We start from the raw sequence: 15,988 nt of genomic DNA, 5'->3' as shown, positions 1-15,988 counted from the left end.
GTCGTACCAGTTCGCCCGTGTCGCCGCGCTATGGAACGGCGGGGATCCACTCCGAACCGGTGGTGACGGCCTCCAGAGCGGCGGGTTCCGTGTCGACGCCCAGGCCCGGATCCGCGGGCACCGCCATCGTCCCGTCGTCGAGCACGAACGGCCGGGTGATGTCCTGGCGGTAGTAGCGCTCGGTCGCGGAGATGTCGCCGGGCAGCGTGAATCCGGGCAGGCTGGCCAGCGCCAGGTTGCCGGCCCGCCCCAGTCCGGTCTCCAGCATGCCGCCGCACCACACCGGCACCCCGTGGGCGGCCGCGACGTCGTGGATGCGGCGGGCCTCCAGGTAGCCGCCCACCCGGCCGGGCTTGATGTTGATGATCGAGCAGGCGCCGCGCCTGATCGCGTCGGCGGCGTCGGCGGCGCTGGTGATGCTCTCGTCCAGGCATACCGGGGTGTCGATGCGGGCGGCCAGCGCGGCGTGGGCGTGCAGATCGCCGGGCGCGAAGGGCTGCTCGATCAGGGTGAGCCCGTAGGCGTCCAGCCTGGCCAGGTGGCGGGCGTCGCCGGGGGCGTAGGCGGTGTTGGCGTCCACCGTGAGCATCACCTCGGCGCCGAACGTCTCGCGCACCGCCCTGACCGGCCCGAGGTCCCAGCCGGGTTCGATCTTCAGCTTGATCCTGGCGTACCCGGCGGTCAGGTGCTTGTCCACGGTTTCCAGCAGGGCGTCGAGGGTCTCCATGATGCCCACCGAGACGCCGACGCGGACGCTCCGCCGTACTCCGCCGAGGTGGTCGGCCAGGCTGGTGCGGCGGGCACGCAGCCAGCAGTCCAGCACCGCCATCTCGACGGCGGACTTGGCCATCGGGTGGCCGCGCAGGTGGCGCAGCGCGTGGCCGGCGGAGGCGGGGTTCAGGTCGAGCCCGGCCAGCGCGGGCACGAGGAAGCCGCGGATCACGTCGGCGGCTCCCGCCAGGTATTCGGGAGAGTAGGTGGGCTCGTCATCGGCCACGCACTCGCCCCAGCCCTCGCCCTCGTCGCTCACGGCCCGCACGATCAGCGCGGTCCGCTCGCTCTGCGTGCCGAGCGAGGTGCGGAACGGGCTGACCAGAGGCAGCGCGATCCTGCGCAGCTCGACGCCCTCCAGCCTCATCGCGCGCCCCCGAGCGCCAGCAGGTACCAGCCGTCGCGGCTGAAGCCGGTGACCCGGTATCCCTGGGCGAGCGCGCCGCCGAGCCCCTCCTCGAGCGCCGCGCGCCACCGCCGGGCGGCGGCCGGATCCTCGGTGCGCAGCCGCTCGATGTCGGGTGGTGTCGCGCACCGCACCAGCTCTGCCCCCGCGGGATCGTGTACGGCTCCCGCCTCGTCCACCACCGCCCGGCCCGTCCCATCCTCGGCCGTGGCGAACACCGGCCCAGGCACCGGCCCGGAGACCGGCCACGTGACGTAGAGCCGGTCGGAGGGGCCACCGTCGTTGAGCCCGTCCGTCATCGGGCCGTAGAAGTCGGGCAGGTAGGCAGTCACGCGGGCACCCAGCCTGGCCAGGTTGAAGAACGCGTTGCGCCGGACGAGCGGGTCGAAGGTCCACGAGACCGCCGACAGCTCCTGCTCGGCCGCCCAGGCCCGCTGGTGCTCCTTCAGCGCCCTGCCGACCCCGCGCCCGCGCGCCCGCGCCGCCACCCCGGCGACGTGGGAGTGCAGCGTACGGCCGGCGGCCAGGAACCCCGCCGCCACGCCCACGAGCTCGCCGTCGAGGAAGGCGCCGCCCACGTAGCACCCGCTGTGGGCGAAGGCGCACATCAGGTCCAGGGCCAGCGGCGGATCGTCGCCCGGCTGGGTTCCCCACACCCCGCGCAGCAGGTGGTCGGCGCGCTGGAGGTCGGGCGTGCCCTGCAAGGTGACAGTGGTCAGGTGTTCGGCCATGGCCCACAGCATCGTGCCCGGGCGGCTTCGTGCGCGTTGGCGCTGACGCCGAAGTTCACCCGTCCCGGTTTGTGGCGCCGTTCAGCCGCAGCTGCAGAGCCAGCACCAGGCGGGTGTCCGGGGCGTCGAGCGGGACGAGCTCGCCGATCCTGCGCAGCCGGTACCGCAAGGTGTTGGGATGCACCGACAGCAGTTCCGCGGCCCGCGGCACGTCGTAGTGCGCGCCCACCCACGCCGCGAGACTGTGGACGAAGGCCGTGCCGTGCCGCGCGTCGTGCGCGGCGATCAGCGCCAGCGGCTCGCCGCGCAGCGACCTCTTGGACCGCAGCGCGGCCTCGAGGTCGGCGAGGAACAGCGCCGCCGACAGCTCCTCGTGCGTGCCGACCGGCTCGTCGGCGAACGGCCCGCACAGGGCGCGCAGCGCCTCGGCCGCCTGACGGGCGCTGGCCGGGAGCGCGGCGGCCGACGGCGCGGTCCTGCCGATGCCCGCCCGCCAGCCGCCGCCGAGCCGCTCGCCCACCCTGGCCAGCGTGTCGGCGGTGATCCTGCGCAGCAGCGGCGTGCAGGCCTCGGCGGCCACGACGGCGTGGGCCCGGCCGTCCACGACGCCGGTCGCCGCCCTGATCCGGTAGGCGAGGTAGGTGGTGCGCAGCAGGTCGGCCGCGTGCGAGGCGGCGAAGGCGTCCGCCGAGCCGGTCGCGGGGCCGAGCGACACCACGGTCAGCGGTTCGCCGGCCGACAGGCCGAAGGAGGTGGCCAGCTCGTCCACGGCGCCGACGCCGCGCAGCAGCCAGCCCAGGCACTCGTCGCGCCGGCGCCTGGCCTCGTCGGCCGCCAGGTTGATACGGGCCAGGTGGGGCGCCGCGGCGGCGGCCGCGTCCGCCAGCGCCACCGCGGCGTCGGCGGCCAGCGGCTCGTCGGCCTGCACGGCCCAGATCGTGCCGAGCACCTCGCCGTGCGCCCGGATGGCGATGGCCAGGCGCGGGTAGTACTCGCGCGGCTCGTAGCTCCAGATCGCGCTGTCCGCGCGCAGCACGGTGGCGTACTCCTCGGCGTTGGTCGGGTGCTCGGGCACCCGGCGGCCCAGGATGCCCTCCTTGCGCAGCTCGTCGATCCGCTGCCCCTCGACCGTGGAGTAGGCCAGCACCCGCATCGACAGGTCCTCGATGGCCACGGCCCCGCCCACCTTGATGGCGACCTCGTTGGCCAGCGCGAACAGGTCGCCGGCCCGTGCGCCGCCGGGATCCTCGGCCGGGGCCACGACCGCGAGCAGGGCGTCGATCAGCGTGTAGAGCTGGCCCCACGACAGCTCGGGCGGTGCCGCCAGCAGCGCGGTGCCCGCGGCCCGCGCCGCGGCGGCCAGCGCGTCCAGATCGCAGGTGCCCGGTTTGACCACGACGACGGCCACGCCGCTCTCGCCCGCGCGCGACAACGTCTCGGCCGACGGGCGGCCGGTGGCCAGCAGCACCGCGCCGTCGAGGCCGGTCATCGGTTCTTCCGGGTCGTAGATGACGGGCGCGCCGGCCAGCGGCCGCCTGCCGTGCGGGAGCGCGAGCGGTTTGACCACCTCGGGTCCGAGGCTGTCGATCAGGACCCCGAGCGTGACCCGGCCGCGTGCCGTCATCGGGCGCCCCGCCGCAGCACGCGCCCGTGCCTGCCGCCGGTCGGCTCGCCGTCGGCGATCACCTGGTGCCCGGCCAGGAACACGTGGACCATCCCGGTGGGCCGGACGTCGGGCCGCTCGTAGGTGCCGGCGTGGCCGATCGTGTCCGGATCGAACACGGCCACGTCGGCGACCGCGCCGGGCCCGAGCCAGCCGCGCCCGGCCAGCCCGAACTGCGCGGCGACGGCGGAGCTGACCTTGCGGATGGCCTCGGCCATCGGCACGGCCTTCTCCTGGCGCACGTACCGGCCGAGGAAGGTGGGGAACGTGCCGAAGGTACGCGGATGGTTGGGGCCCACCGGCGGGCCGCCGTCGGACCCGATCGAGACCAGCGGGTCGGACAGGAAGGCCCGCAGGTCCCGCTCGTGCATGGTGTGGAAGACGCCTTCCGCGTGCGGGTCGCCCATGAGCAGGTCGCACAGCGCGTCCCAGGGGTCGCCGCCGAGGTCGGCCAGCCGCTTCCCGGCGATGGCCGGGTCGCGGTGGTTGAGGATCTGTACGTCGTCCGGGTGCAGCTCGCGCCAGAACCCGACTCCGGTCCCGGTGTCCGGGGTCTCGGCGAGCGCACGCAGCGCGGCACGCTCGGCCGGGTCGGCCAGCCTGGCCAGGAGCGCCTGCTCGCCGCCCTCGCAGGCGGCGGGCGGCAGCACCGCCACCAGCCCGGTCCCGAACGCCAGGTAGGGGTAGACGTCCGCGCGCACGTCCACCCCGGCCCTGCGCGCCCGGGCGAGCTTGTCGAGCACCATCGCGGACGCGCCGTGCACCGCCCGCCCTGAGGCCTTGCAGTGCGAGACGTGCAACCGGATCCCCGCCCTGGTGGCAACCGCCACGGCCTCGTCGAGCGCGTCGGCCAGCCCCTCGCTCTCGCTGCGCATGTGCGTGGCGTAGGTCAGGTCCCACCGCTTGGCCACCAGCGCCAGCGCGACCAGCTCGTCCACGTCCGCGTAGGCGCCGGGCACGTACTCCAGCCCGCTGGAAAATCCCACAGCCCCCGACTCGAACGCCTCGGCCGCCAGCGCGCACATGTGCTCGAGCTGCCGCGGCGTGATCCCGGCCGCCATGCCCGCCGCCGTCAAACGCAGCGTGTTGTGCCCGACCAGCACGGCCAGGTTGTTGCTCGGCCCCGCCGCCTGCGCGGCGTCGAGGTACTCACCGAGCGTCGGATGAGCCGCGTCCCCCACGATGGAGGGGATGAACCCATCCGCCTCTCCCTGGATGGGCCCGCAGGAGAACCCGCAGTTGCCCACGATCTCCGTGGTGACCCCCTGCACCAGCTTGAACGGCTGCTCCTGCGCGAGGAACGGCACGGTGTCGGAGTGGCTGTGCGGATCGACGAACCCGGGCGCCACGACCAGCCCGGCGACGTCGAGCACGCGCCGGGCGGGTCCGAGGTCCGCCCCGATGGCCACCACGCGCCCGCCGGAAATCGCGACATCCGTCTCGCGGGGCTGGCCGCCGAGGCCGTCGTGCACGGTTCCGTGGCGAAGCAGCAGGTCATGCATGGTGCAACGCTCCCTTGCCCGGCATCGCGGGCGCTAGGTACCAAAGGATGAAAAATCACGGTGAAGCTGGTACGGAGGCCAGCAGCCTGCGGGTGTAGTCGTGCGCCGGCGCGTCCAGTACGTGCGTCGCGTCCCCGGCCTCCACGACCTCGCCGCGGGACAGCACGACGAGCCTGTCGGCCATCTGCCTGACCACGGCCAGGTCGTGGGTGATGAACAGCATCGCCGTGCCCACCTGGCGCAGCAGCTCCAGCACGTGCGCCTGCACGGACACGTCGAGCGAGGCGACCGGCTCGTCGCAGATCAGCAGCGACGGCCGCACCGCCAGGGCCCGGGCGATGGCCACCCGCTGCCGCTCCCCGCCCGACAGTGCGGCGGGCCGCCGGGAGGCGTACGCGGCGGGCAACCCCACCTGGTCGAGCAGCTCGGCCACGGTGGGGCGATCGCCCGGGGCGCCCTGCGCGGCGGCCTCGGCCAGCGTGGATCCCACGGTCATGGCCGGGTTCAGCGAGGTGGACGGGTCCTGGAAGACGCACTGCACCAGCCGGTGACGCGGGCCGTCCCCGGCCAGCTCGACGCTGCCCGAGTCGGGGGTGGCCAGGCCGAGGATGCACCGTGCCAGGGTGGTCTTGCCCGATCCCGAACCGCCGACGACGCCGACCGTCTCGCCGGAGCCCACCTCGAGGGAGACCCCACCCAGCGCGACGTGGTGACCGTACCGCTTGCGCAGGTCGGTGACGCGGAGCACGTGCGGGCCTGCGGCGGGCCGCGGCGCCGCGGTCAGGGACACCGAGACACGGGAGCGGACGGGGTGCAGGCAGGCGGTGAGGCGGTCGGGGAGGAACTCGCGCAGCTGCGGGCGTTCGTGCGTGCACTCGGGCGTGGCCTGCTCGCAGCGGGCCGCGAAGGCGCACGTCTCACGTACCTCCTCGGCTGAAGGCACGCTGCCGGGGATGCCCGCCAGCCGGTCGAGCCGCCGCTCCACTGTGGGCACGGCCGCCAGCAGCCGCAGCGTGTACGGATGCGCGGGCGCCTTGCCGAGCTCGGCGGCGGGGCCCTGCTCGACGATGCGGCCCGCGTACATGACGGCCACCCGGTCGCACAGCTCGAAGGCCACCCGCAGGTCGTGGGTGATCAGCAGCACGCCCATCCCTCGCGCCCGCTGGATGCGGCGGACGAGCTGGAGGATCTCGTGCTGGGTGGTGGCGTCGAGGGCGGTGGTGGGCTCGTCGGCGATCAGCAGCTCCGGGTCTCCCGCGAGCGCCGCGGCCAGCGCCACCCGCTGCCGCATCCCGCCCGACAGTTGGAAGGGGTAGCGGCGCGCGACCGACGGATCGTCGATGCCCACCTCGGCCAGCCGTTCGGCGACCGAGCCGGCGGAGCGCATCGACTCGGCGATGTGCGCGCCCGCGGTGAGCAGCGGGTTGAGCATCGCGAACGGGTCCTGCATGAGCAGCGCCAGGCGCCGCCCGCGCACCGTCCGCCAGACGCGCTCGCGCGCCCCGATCAGCTCCCGGCCGTCGAGCGTGATCGAGCCCGTGGCCCGCAGGCCGCGCGGCAGCAGCCCGGACATGGCCCGGGCGGTCAGCGACTTGCCGCTGCCGGACTCGCCGACCAGCCCCACGGTCTCGCCGGGCAGGACCTCCAGGTCCACGCCGTCGACGATGAGCCGCTGCCCGGCGATGCGCAGGTCCGAGAGCTTCATCGGGGTTCTCCTCTCGACATCGTCTCGAAGGCGCGGTCGCCGAGCAGCGTCGCCGCGCAGGCCACCACGGTGAGGAGGGCCGCGGGCGCGATCGAGGCCCACGGGTTGAGGTCGAGCAGCTTCCTGTTCTCCTCGACCATGAGCCCCCAGTCCGGCGTCCCGGCCGGCAGGCCGACGCCCAGGAACGACAGCCCGGCCAGTGACACGAGCGCCGCCACGAAGCTGAGCAGCGCGTTGGCCACCACGGTCGGCGCCAGGTTGGGGAGCAGGTGCCTGAACATGATCCGGCGCGACGACAGGCCCAGCGTGCGGGCCGCCTCCGCGTAGGCCAGCTCGCGCTGGGCCAGGGTGAGGCTGCGGACGACCCGGATGTCGCCGGGCGTGAACAGCACGGCCATGGCCAGGACGGCCCAGGCGTACCCGCCGCCGAGGACGCCGACGATCACGATCAGCATGAGCATGCCGGGCATCGCGATGGCCAGGTCGACCGTCCGCATCATCAGCGCGTCCACCCAGCCGCGGCGGTATCCCGACAGCAGCCCGAGCGTCGTGCTGAGCGCGGTCGTGCCGAGTGTGACCAGCACCGGCCACGACAGCGCCGACCAGGCCCCGACCAGCATCCGGGACAGCACGTCGCGGCCCAGGTCGTCGGTCCCGAGCCAGTGCGCGGCGCTCGACCCGGTCGCGCCGAGTGCCAGGTCCTGCGCCGCGGGATCGTAGGGGGCGAGCCAGGACCCGGCCACGGCCGCGACCACGGCCATGGGTCCAGGTCGCCAGGCGCGGGACCGGCTTGCCCTGGAGGTCCAGCGAGACCGGGGAGTCCAGGATCGCGCCCTGGATCAGGGTGGAGGCGTTGTTGAAGCCGTGCGCGATGTCGAGGCTGTTGGCTGCGGTGGCGGAGGCCCAGACGAGGGTGTCGCCGGGTGGCTGGGTCGCGTTGCTGCCCGAGCAGGCGGTGGCGAGTGCGAGCAAGGCGCCCGCGGTGGCGGCCTTCGCGGATTTCATGGGACCACCTCGGAAAATGGAGCGGCGGGGACAGTCGGACGCTAGAAGCCGGACAGCGGCTGTTCACTGACCCGGCCGCCAAAACCGACGGCCCCCGCCTCGTCCCGCAGGCCAATCAGCCCGCGGGGGTGAACCGGAGCCTGCGGAACCCGCCGCCGCTGAGCAGCAGCGCGCCCTCCTCCAGGCGGAGGATGAACGGGTCGGCCTGCCACAGCCCCGCCGCGGCGGAGGTGACCGGCAGCTCGAGCGTGCGGCCGATGCGCAGCACGCCGTCGCGTACCGCGGCCCGCACGCCGAGCTCGTCGTTCTCCCACTCCCCGTCGGGCATCGGCTTGTCCGAGGGCGCCTCCGCCGCGCGGAACGTGACCCCGCGACGGGCCGGCAGGAGCGTGCCGGCCACCATCGAGTCGCCGGAGAACTCCAGCCACTCCCGGTCCTTCTCGCCCATCCCGTGCCAGCGCCCGTCGGCGCCGGCCAGGAACTCCGCGACGTCCTTCACCTTGATGCGCTCGTTCGTGGCCTCCTCGATGGTCATGACCGTGTCGCTCACGGGGTCGTGCCAGTGCGCATGCTCCGGCACGGGCAGGCGCGCGGGCTCATGCGCTGCCGCCGTCTCCGGCTCGCCGAGCAGCAGCCGGACCAGCCGCTCGGCCAGCCTGACCGGGTCGAGGTCGCGCTGGTTCGACAGCACGGCCACGCCCAGGTCCTCGCCCGGCACGTAGAGCAGCTCCGACAGGTAACCGTGCATGCCTCCCGCGTGCCTGACCGCCGCCCTGCCCGCCACGTCGTGGTGGTAGATGCCGCACGCGTACGGCAGCGTCGTACCGTCGGCCAGCACCGCCCGCTCCTGCAAGACATCGCGCAGGTCGGCGCCGAGGACCCGCCCGTCGGCCAGGAAGCCGAACCACGGGGCCAGATCGCGCACGGACGTGACAAGCCCGCCGTCGCCCACGGCGCTCTCCTCCGTGTCGGCCCGCCGCGGCGGGTGACCGTGGTTGTCGTAGCCGTAGGCCATCCTGGCCAGCGGCACCCCGGCGTCGTCACGGAAGATCGAGTCGTCCATCCCGAGCGGTGTGAAGATCCGCTCACGGGCGAAGTCGGCCAGCGACTGCCCGCTGACCCGGCGCACGACCACGGCGGCCAGGACGAAGCCGGTGTTGGAGTAGGAGAAGTCCGTGCCGGGCGCGAACGTGGTCGTCCGCAGCCGCGCGATGACCTCGAGCAGCCGCTCCTCGGTCATCTCCGCCAGCGGATCCCCGGTCAGCGCCTGCAGCGCGTACCACTCGGGCAGGCCGCCGGTGTGCTGCAGGCACTGCCGCAGCGTCACCGGCACGGTCAGGCTCAGCTCCGGCACGTGCGTGCGCACGTCGTCGTCCAGGCTCAGCTTGCCGTCGCGCGCCAGCAGCAGCACGCACGCGGCGGTGAACTGCTTGCTGGAGCTGGCGATGTCGAAGCGGGTGTCGCCGTCGATCGGCACGCCGAACTCCAGGCACGCCGTGCCCGCCGCGGCGGTGAGCAGCGGGGCCCCACCTTGGTAGACGGCCACCGCGAGCCCCGGCGTTCCGGGGCTGACCAGCGAGGACACCTCGCGTTGCACCAGTTCGAGATCCATGTTCGCCAGTATCGTCAGCCGATCGCGGATGCCCGTTGGCGTGCGCGACCACGCCTGACCGGCGAACTTTGGCCTACGCTCCCAAGCACCGTCATCGGCTCTCCTCCCGGCCCGCCATGACCACGGCCGACAGCAGGGAGGCGACGTCGGACGCCGGGTTGAGCAGGGTGAGCTTGAGGCAGATCCGGCCGTCCAGCTCGGTACGGCCGACCACCGCGCGTCCCTGTCTGAGCAGGCGGCGGCGCAGCGACGCGTTGACCTCGTCGGTGCCCCGGTAGCGGAAGACGACCGTGGACAGCACCGGCGGCGCCACCAGCTCCAGCTCCGGGTCGGCGACGATCAGGTCGGCGGCCAGCAGAGCCAGGTCATGACAGCGCTCCACCAGCTCGCCGAGCCCGCGCCTGCCCAGCGAGCGCAGCACCACCAGGATCTTGGCGCAGTCCGGCCGCCTGGTCGTGCGCAGCGACAGGCCGAGCAGCCCGTCGTATCCCTCGGCCACGTCGTCGGCCGGGTTGAGGTAGGCGGCACGGGTCTCCAGCCCGTCCATCGCCCCGGCCTCCCGCACCAGGAACACCCCGGCCGCCGCCGGGACCCAGCCGAACTTGTGCAGGTCGATCCCGACCGAGTCGGCCCGCTCGATGCCGCGCAGCAGCGGCGCCAGCCGATCCGACAGCAGCGCGCCGCCGCCGTGCGCCGCGTCCACGTGCAGCCAGACGCTGTGCGCGGAGGCCACGTCCGCGATCTCCGCCAGCGGATCGACGGCGCCGGTGTCGGTGGTGCCCGCCGTCGCCACCACCGCGACCGGCACGTCACCCGCTCGTTCGCAGTCGGCCAGGGCAGCCGCCAGGCCCGCCGGATCCATCCGGTGCCCGGAGTCGGTGGCGATCGGCTCGACGGCGTCCAGGCCGAGCAGCGCCGCGGCCCGCCGTATCGAGAAGTGCGCGCCCTGCGAGCAGAACACCAGCCGCCGCCCGGGAGTCCTGGCGGGAAGGCGGTCGCGGGCCAGCATCAGGCCCATCAGGTTGGACTCGCTGCCGCCGGTCGTCACCGTGCCCGAGGCGCGCCCAGGATCGAACCCGGGCAGCTCGGCCAGGGCCGTGACCAGCTCGCGTTCCAGGGTCACCGCGGCGGGCGCCTGGTCCCAGGAGTCCAGCGACGGGTTGAGTGCGGAGACGACCAGGTCGGCGGCTACCGCCTCAGGGAGCGGCGGGCAGTGCAGGTGGGCGGCGCACGCCGGGTCCGCCGGGTCGGCCCCGCCGTACACCAGCAGGTTCGTGATGGCGGACACCGCCTCCTGCGGGCCCGTGCCGCGGTCCGGCAGCGCCCCGCCGGCCTCGCCGAGCACGGCCCTGACCCGCGCGGCCAGCTCGTCAGGGGTCACCGCCGGCACCGGCCCGCCTCGCTTCGCCGCGGACTCGGCCATCGCCCGCAGCACCTCGTCGATCAGCACGTTCAACCTCATGAGCCCCACCATGCCCCCACCACGAGCCCCGCACTCTGGCCTGCCGGACAACCCCGGCGGTCACCTCTTGTACGGCATGCCCAGCTTGAGTTGCTTGGGGAGGTCGTGTGTGATCCGCGTCACAGGGGTGAACCTGAAGGCGGGCTCGCCGCTACTCACGGGACATGATGGGAAAAATCTTGGCCGGGGTCGCGCTGATGGCGACGTTCGGCTTGAGTGGCGCGAGCGCGCTGGCAGCGGACAAGGTGGAGCCGCCGCAGGGCGCCAGGGCGGTGGTTCAGGTCAGCCCGAACCCCACGACCAGGTCCGGGCAGGAGATCACGATCACCGGCGACTGCGGCGGCGGCAAACGGCTCAAGCAGGTGCTCAGCGGCTACGGCAAGCCGGTGCTCGAGGACGTCCGCATCCTCGACGACAACCCCAAGGGCTTCACCGCCAAGGCGCGGATCGCCAAGCGGGTGGGTAACGGGGTCGGCCCCGTCTTCGTCGACTGCGACGGCGAGGCGGGCGTGGTCCTCCTGGTCACCCACGTCTGACGCCGGAGGGTGTCACGGACGGCAACGATCGCGACCTCCTGGCCAGGATCTCGCAGGGCGACACCGCCGCGCTCACCGCGCTCTACGAGCGCTTCGGCGACCGGCTGTACGCCTTCCTCTGCAGGCTGGCCAGGGACGAGGGCACGGCCGAGGAGATCCTGCAGGACACGCTGTTCGCGGTCTGGCGGTCGGCCGGGGCGTACCAGGGGTGGTCGAGCGTCAGCACCTGGTTGTTCGGCGTGGCCCGCCGGCAGGCCTACAACCGCCTGCGCGGCGAGCCGCCACCGGTGGCCGCGGAGCCACGCGACCTGGCCGAGCCCGTACCGGGACCCGAGGAGAGGGCCCTGGAGGACGACTGGCTGCAGGGGGCGCTCGCGATGCTGCCCCTGGCGCACAGGGAGGTGGTCGTGCTGCATTTCCTCTGCGATCTGGGTTATCCGGAGATCGCCGAGGTGCTGGACATACCGCTGGGCACGGTGAAGAGCCGCGTGCATCACGCCCGCGCGAAACTGAGGGAGTGTCTCGGTGAACACACCACCCCCCGCTGAGCGGATCGTCGCCGCCGCGCTGGCCGCCTCCGCGCTGGAGGGCGGGCTCGGCGACCTGCGCGCCCACGCCGTGTCTCCGGCGCGGCGGGCCTGGCTGCTGCTGTGCATGGAGGCGCGGCTCGTGCACTCCGCGGTGTGGGCGGCCTCGCTGCTGGTCATGGCGGTGTGCGCCGGGCTGTCGCTGATGAGCGGCATGCTGCCCGAGGTGCTGCTCGGCCTCGCGGCCCCGCTGGTCGCCGGGCTCGGCGTCGCCGGGCTCTACGGACCGGAGCAGGACCGCGCGTTCGAGCTGGTCGCCGCGACGCCGACCTCACCACGGGTGGTGCTGCTCGCCAGAGTGACGCTGGTGTACGGCTACGACCTGGCGATCGCGTCGGCCGTCTCCGGCCTGCTCTGGCTGCTCGGGAGGACCTCGTACGGCCCGGCCGCGCTGATCGCCTCGTGGCTCGGGCCCATGACGTTGCTGGCCGCGCTCAGCCTGCTGCTGGCAGTGTGCTGGAATCCGGCGGCCGCGATCGGGGTGACAATGGGCGCCTGGATCTTGATCGCCCTGCCGTACATCGGGGTGCGCATCCCCCAGCCGGCCGTCGGTCTGGCGTGGCCGCTGGGGGCGGCGCTGGTGCTCGGGACTGCGGCGATCCTGCTGGCCGGGCGCGGCGAGCCGCTGCGGAGGTCGCGGTCGTGAGGCCGATCGCGCTGTGGTGGCACGAGGCGCGGCGGGCAGGCCTGGGTGCGTTGCTCGGACCTCCGGTGCTGGCCGCGCCCCTGCTGCTGGGGATAGGACCCTTTCCGATGGCCGTCCTGGAGGCAGGGTTTCCGCTGCTGGCCGGGGTGGCGGCCGCCATGGTGCCGGGCCGGGACCCGGCCGCCGAGGTACGCCTGGCCATCCCGCGGGCCTACCGCCTCGCCATGCTGCGACGCCTGGCAGTGGTGGTCGGCTGCGCGGGGGCGTGCTCGGCGGCTGTCACAGCTGCCCTGATGCTCACCGGACGGTGGACCTTCGCCTACGGCGGGCCCGCCGGGCACCTGGTGTGGCTGGCTCCGGCGCTGTGGCTGGCGGCGTTCGGCTTCTGCTGCGCCGTCGTGCTGCGTGGCACCGTGGCGGCGACGTCCCTGGTCGGCTTCGTGTGGGCGGGCGAATTGCTCGGCGGCAGGTCGCTGGCGGGGGAGCTCAGGCTGTTCGCGGGCCCGTTCCCGGAAGCCGACCTGGCCTGGTGGCCCGCCAACCGGGCGATCCTGCTCGGCACCGCCGTACTGCTGTGTGCGGTGGCCTGGATCCGGCTCGGGGACTCCGAGCGTGTACTCGGAGGTGAACCAGAATGATCCCGACCCTGCGCTACGAGTTCGTCATGCAGATCCGCAGGCCGTCGATGTGGATCGTCTACGGCTTGGCCTTCGCGGTCACCGTCGCGATGTTGGCGTACTGGACGCTGGATCTCGGCGAGCCGAGACCGGCGGAGCCGCGCCATGCCATGGCCGTGGCCGCGAACATCCTCATGGCCCTGATGCCCATCGTCTACGGCTGTCTGCTGGCCGACCGGCCGCAACGCGCCCGCGTGCTGCGCGTCGACCCGGTCCTCGCGGCCACGCCGTCCGGCGCCACCGCGCGCCTGGTGGGCCGGTATCTGGGGACGTGTGCGGCGACAGCCATGCCGATCGCCGTCGGGTACTTCGGCAGGACGCTGATCTACGCGGTCGCCAAGGGCGAGCCCGCGGCTCTCGGGTGGGCGGTGGTGATCTTCCTCGCCGCGGTGCTGCCAGGGCTGGTCTTCGTCGGCGCGCTGGTCTACGCAGGGACGCTGCTGATCCCGCCGATGCTCTTCCGCGTGCTGTTCGTGGCGTACTGGTTCTGGGGCAACCTCATCCCGGCCGACATGATGCCCACCCTGTCCCACACGATCTTCTCCGCGACCGGCGAGTACGCCAGGGACGGCCTGCTGGCTCCGTTGCCGCCCTACGGCGTGACCCTGCCCGGCGCCTTCGACGTCCTGCGCCCTGCGGCCACCCAGGCCACCGCCCTGCTGTGGATCGCCCTGATGATCGCGCTGGCGGTGGCCATCCTCTTCCTCGTTCGCTTGCACGCATCACGAAGCGAGTCCTGACATGCGGATCGAAATCTCCGGCCTGACCAAGACCTACAAGGGCGGCGCCCGCGCCCTGGACGGCCTCGACCTCCGCGTGGAGACCGGGATGTACGGCCTGCTCGGCTCGAACGGCGCCGGCAAGACCACGCTCATGCGCATCCTCGCCGGGCTGCTCACACCCACCTCGGGCCGGGTACTCGTCGGCGGGCACGACCTGGCCACGGCCGAGGGCAAGCTCGCCGTACAACGGACGCTCGGGTACCTGCCGCAGGACCTGGGCGTCTACCCGGACCTGACCGCCCGGCGCTTCCTCGACTACATCGCGCTGCTCAAGGGGCTGAACGCCACGTCGGCGCGGCGCCGCAGGATCTCCGAGCTGCTGGAGGTCGTCGGGCTGCCGGACGTCGCCGACCGCTGGCTCAAGGGGTTCTCCGGCGGCATGCTGCGCAGGGTCGGCATCGCCCAGGCGCTGCTCGCCGACCCCCGGTTGCTGATCGTGGACGAGCCGACGACGGGGCTCGACCCGGAGGAGCGCATCCGATTCCGCACGCTGCTGTCGCACCTGGCGGGGGATCGCACGGTCCTGCTCAGCACGCACATCGTCGAGGACGTGGCGCAGACCTGCCGCTCGCTCGCGGTCCTGTCCGCGGGCAGACCGGCATTCCAGGGTACGGTGACCGCCCTCGTCGGCCAGGCCGACGGCCAGGTCTGGACCGTGGTCACCGACGGCCCCCCACCTCCCGCCGCCCGAGTCGTATCCGCCCTGCCAGAGGGCACGGGCATGTCCTACCGCGTCATCGCCCCGGCCCCTCCGCACCCGACGGCACGCCCCGAACACCCCACCCTGGAAGACGGCTACCTCGCCCTCATGGCCGCATCCAGCCCTGTGGGCTAGAGGTCGAGGGCGCGGGCTTGGGTCGTGAGGTAGCGGGCCAGGGCGACGCGGTGGGCGAAGAAGGCGCGTAGGTCGTCGTCCGGGTCGTCGGTCAGGCGCTCGACGGGGATGGCCGTCCACAGGCTGCGGAGGACCAGCGCGCCGAGGTAGCCGTCATGCTTCAGCACGCTGCCGTAGCCGTCGGTGATGGCCTCGTGGACGGTGGGCAGATCCTCGACCGGGAGCAGGCCGTCGTGCGCCCGCCCGATGAGCAGCTGGCCGAGGTCGAACCCGACGGCGCCGGGGGAGTTCCAGCTCCAGTCCACCGCGACGAACTCCGCCGAGCCGTCGGCGGGCACGAGCAGGTTGTGGGGGCTCGCGTCGCCGTGGACACCCGTGTGCGGCAGCCGTTCGAGCGCGTCCAGGATCGTGCCGATCTGGGTGGCGAAGAAGGCGATGTCCTCCCTAAGCCGTTCGTCCGCGTGCGGAGCGACGAGCGGATGCCGCCAGACCGCGTCGTCCAGGACCGCCGGGATCATCACCTGGGGAGGGATGTTCGTGGCGAACGTGCGCAACGACGCGTTGGGGCCGCTCGTCGGACGCATCGCGGCCAGCTCGCCCAGCAGGCGCGCCGCGCGATGGTAGCGGTCCAGGTCCCATTCGCCCGGCGCCTGCTGGACGTCCTCGAGCCACATGACCAGCCGGTCGTCGTCCAGCACGTCCAGCCGGCACAGTCGCGGCATGCGCAGGCCGTCCGGCAGCGGCTCGTCGGCGAGGTAGGCGTCGACGTCGGCGCGCCAGGGGAACAGCTCGCCCATCGCCGGGCGCATCGCCTCGGGGAACTGGCTGAGTCCGTCCCACACGCGCAGCGACTGGACGGACTTCACGAAGAACGACCAGCTCGCCCCGGTGGTCGTCGTTCCGCGGACGCGGTGCAGGCCGACGGTCGACAGCGCGTTCATGGTGGTCTCGACCGGTTCCACGCGCTGCTCGGCGATCTCGGCTGCGGGGTCGCCGAGAGCCTCCCTGACCAGGTCGGTGAGATCGTCATGCATGGCATGAGCATGCTGGCAGCAAATCTCCCTCGCA

The 15,988-nt window shown here is 73.4% G+C and carries 15 protein-coding genes; 6 read left to right on the top strand and 9 right to left on the bottom strand.

What is annotated here, in order from left to right; genetic code table 11:
• Positions 1-28: 28 nt before the first annotated feature.
• The 8 genes from menC to ACIBHX_RS30560 all read right to left on the bottom strand — a co-directional run bounded on the left by menC (position 29) and on the right by ACIBHX_RS30560 (position 10,857).
• Positions 29-1,138 carry an o-succinylbenzoate synthase gene (gene menC, locus ACIBHX_RS30595; RefSeq protein WP_397070778.1) on the bottom strand — a complete coding sequence of 370 codons (1,110 nt, stop codon included), beginning with the start codon at positions 1,136-1,138 and terminating at the stop codon, positions 29-31.
• Positions 1,135-1,908, bottom strand: a complete 774-nt coding sequence (locus ACIBHX_RS30590; protein WP_397070777.1) for a GNAT family N-acetyltransferase — start codon at positions 1,906-1,908, stop codon at positions 1,135-1,137. The genes menC and ACIBHX_RS30590 overlap by 4 nt, the downstream gene beginning before the upstream one ends.
• 55 nt (positions 1,909-1,963) lie before the next feature.
• A complete protein-coding gene (locus ACIBHX_RS30585) occupies positions 1,964-3,532 on the bottom strand; it encodes a PucR family transcriptional regulator (RefSeq protein WP_397070776.1) in 1,569 nt (522 codons plus the stop codon).
• Positions 3,529-5,073, bottom strand: a complete 1,545-nt coding sequence (locus ACIBHX_RS30580) for an amidohydrolase family protein (protein WP_397070775.1) — start codon at positions 5,071-5,073, stop codon at positions 3,529-3,531. Before ACIBHX_RS30580 ends, ACIBHX_RS30585 begins: the two co-directional genes overlap by 4 nt.
• Before the next feature lie 55 nt (positions 5,074-5,128).
• Entirely contained in the window at positions 5,129-6,778 is a 1,650-nt protein-coding gene (locus ACIBHX_RS30575; RefSeq protein ID WP_397070774.1) for an oligopeptide/dipeptide ABC transporter ATP-binding protein, read from the bottom strand.
• Complete coding sequence (locus ACIBHX_RS30570; RefSeq protein WP_397070773.1) at positions 6,775-7,539, bottom strand: ABC transporter permease; 765 nt, start codon at positions 7,537-7,539, stop codon at positions 6,775-6,777. Before ACIBHX_RS30570 ends, ACIBHX_RS30575 begins: the two co-directional genes overlap by 4 nt.
• A 359-nt stretch (positions 7,540-7,898) precedes the next feature.
• A complete protein-coding gene (locus ACIBHX_RS30565) occupies positions 7,899-9,395 on the bottom strand; it encodes a serine hydrolase domain-containing protein (RefSeq protein ID WP_397070772.1) in 1,497 nt (498 codons plus the stop codon).
• A 91-nt stretch (positions 9,396-9,486) separates the two neighbouring features.
• Positions 9,487-10,857, bottom strand: coding sequence for a pyridoxal phosphate-dependent decarboxylase family protein (locus ACIBHX_RS30560; RefSeq protein WP_397070771.1), 1,371 nt, complete (start codon positions 10,855-10,857; stop codon positions 9,487-9,489).
• Positions 10,858-11,021: 164 nt separating this feature from the next.
• Between ACIBHX_RS30560 and ACIBHX_RS30555 the strand changes: the two genes are divergently transcribed.
• The 6 genes from ACIBHX_RS30555 to ACIBHX_RS30530 are packed head-to-tail and all read left to right on the top strand — an operon-like array spanning position 11,022 to position 14,920.
• A complete protein-coding gene (locus ACIBHX_RS30555; protein ID WP_397070770.1) occupies positions 11,022-11,393 on the top strand; it encodes a hypothetical protein in 372 nt (123 codons plus the stop codon).
• A complete protein-coding gene (locus ACIBHX_RS30550) occupies positions 11,348-11,941 on the top strand; it encodes an RNA polymerase sigma factor (protein WP_397070993.1) in 594 nt (197 codons plus the stop codon). The genes ACIBHX_RS30555 and ACIBHX_RS30550 overlap by 46 nt, the downstream gene beginning before the upstream one ends.
• Positions 11,919-12,626: a hypothetical protein gene (locus tag ACIBHX_RS30545; RefSeq protein ID WP_397070769.1), complete on the top strand. Its 708-nt coding sequence runs from the start codon at positions 11,919-11,921 to the stop codon at positions 12,624-12,626. Before ACIBHX_RS30550 ends, ACIBHX_RS30545 begins: the two co-directional genes overlap by 23 nt.
• Positions 12,623-13,264, top strand: a complete 642-nt coding sequence (locus ACIBHX_RS30540) for a hypothetical protein (RefSeq protein ID WP_397070768.1) — start codon at positions 12,623-12,625, stop codon at positions 13,262-13,264. The genes ACIBHX_RS30545 and ACIBHX_RS30540 overlap by 4 nt, the downstream gene beginning before the upstream one ends.
• A complete protein-coding gene (locus ACIBHX_RS30535) occupies positions 13,261-14,043 on the top strand; it encodes a hypothetical protein (RefSeq protein WP_397070767.1) in 783 nt (260 codons plus the stop codon). The genes ACIBHX_RS30540 and ACIBHX_RS30535 overlap by 4 nt, the downstream gene beginning before the upstream one ends.
• A gap of 1 nt (position 14,044) precedes the next feature.
• Positions 14,045-14,920, top strand: coding sequence for an ABC transporter ATP-binding protein (locus tag ACIBHX_RS30530; RefSeq protein ID WP_397070766.1), 876 nt, complete (start codon positions 14,045-14,047; stop codon positions 14,918-14,920).
• On the opposite strand, the gene ACIBHX_RS30525 is transcribed toward ACIBHX_RS30530, so the two are convergent.
• A complete protein-coding gene (locus tag ACIBHX_RS30525; protein WP_397070765.1) occupies positions 14,917-15,954 on the bottom strand; it encodes a hypothetical protein in 1,038 nt (345 codons plus the stop codon). The two genes, ACIBHX_RS30530 and ACIBHX_RS30525, sit on opposite strands and share 4 nt — an antisense overlap.
• Between the last annotated feature and the right edge of the window lie 34 nt (positions 15,955-15,988).

It is taken from the genome of Nonomuraea sp. NPDC050536, from assembly GCF_044457685.1.
In the GTDB taxonomy this organism is placed as follows: Bacteria; Actinomycetota; Actinomycetes; order Streptosporangiales; family Streptosporangiaceae; genus Nonomuraea.
Note: the sequence above shows the minus strand (reverse complement) of the source record. Positions and strands in the feature narration are given on the sequence as shown.

What these genes read in the sequence shown, in the direction of transcription:
- menC (WP_397070778.1), bottom strand. Translation starts at nt 1,138, where the DNA reads ATGAGGCTGGAGGGCGTCGAGCTGCGCAGGATCGCGCTGCCTCTGGTC.
- ACIBHX_RS30590 (WP_397070777.1), bottom strand. Translation starts at nt 1,908, where the DNA reads ATGGCCGAACACCTGACCACTGTCACCTTGCAGGGCACGCCCGACCTC.
- ACIBHX_RS30585 (WP_397070776.1), bottom strand. Translation starts at nt 3,532, where the DNA reads ATGACGGCACGCGGCCGGGTCACGCTCGGGGTCCTGATCGACAGCCTC.
- ACIBHX_RS30580 (WP_397070775.1), bottom strand. Translation starts at nt 5,073, where the DNA reads ATGCATGACCTGCTGCTTCGCCACGGAACCGTGCACGACGGCCTCGGC.
- ACIBHX_RS30575 (WP_397070774.1), bottom strand. Translation starts at nt 6,778, where the DNA reads ATGAAGCTCTCGGACCTGCGCATCGCCGGGCAGCGGCTCATCGTCGAC.
- ACIBHX_RS30570 (WP_397070773.1), bottom strand. Translation starts at nt 7,539, where the DNA reads ATGGCCGTGGTCGCGGCCGTGGCCGGGTCCTGGCTCGCCCCCTACGAT.
- ACIBHX_RS30565 (WP_397070772.1), bottom strand. Translation starts at nt 9,395, where the DNA reads ATGGATCTCGAACTGGTGCAACGCGAGGTGTCCTCGCTGGTCAGCCCC.
- ACIBHX_RS30560 (WP_397070771.1), bottom strand. Translation starts at nt 10,857, where the DNA reads ATGAGGTTGAACGTGCTGATCGACGAGGTGCTGCGGGCGATGGCCGAG.
- ACIBHX_RS30555 (WP_397070770.1), top strand. Translation starts at nt 11,022, where the DNA reads ATGATGGGAAAAATCTTGGCCGGGGTCGCGCTGATGGCGACGTTCGGC.
- ACIBHX_RS30535 (WP_397070767.1), top strand. Translation starts at nt 13,261, where the DNA reads ATGATCCCGACCCTGCGCTACGAGTTCGTCATGCAGATCCGCAGGCCG.
- ACIBHX_RS30530 (WP_397070766.1), top strand. Translation starts at nt 14,045, where the DNA reads ATGCGGATCGAAATCTCCGGCCTGACCAAGACCTACAAGGGCGGCGCC.
- ACIBHX_RS30525 (WP_397070765.1), bottom strand. Translation starts at nt 15,954, where the DNA reads ATGCATGACGATCTCACCGACCTGGTCAGGGAGGCTCTCGGCGACCCC.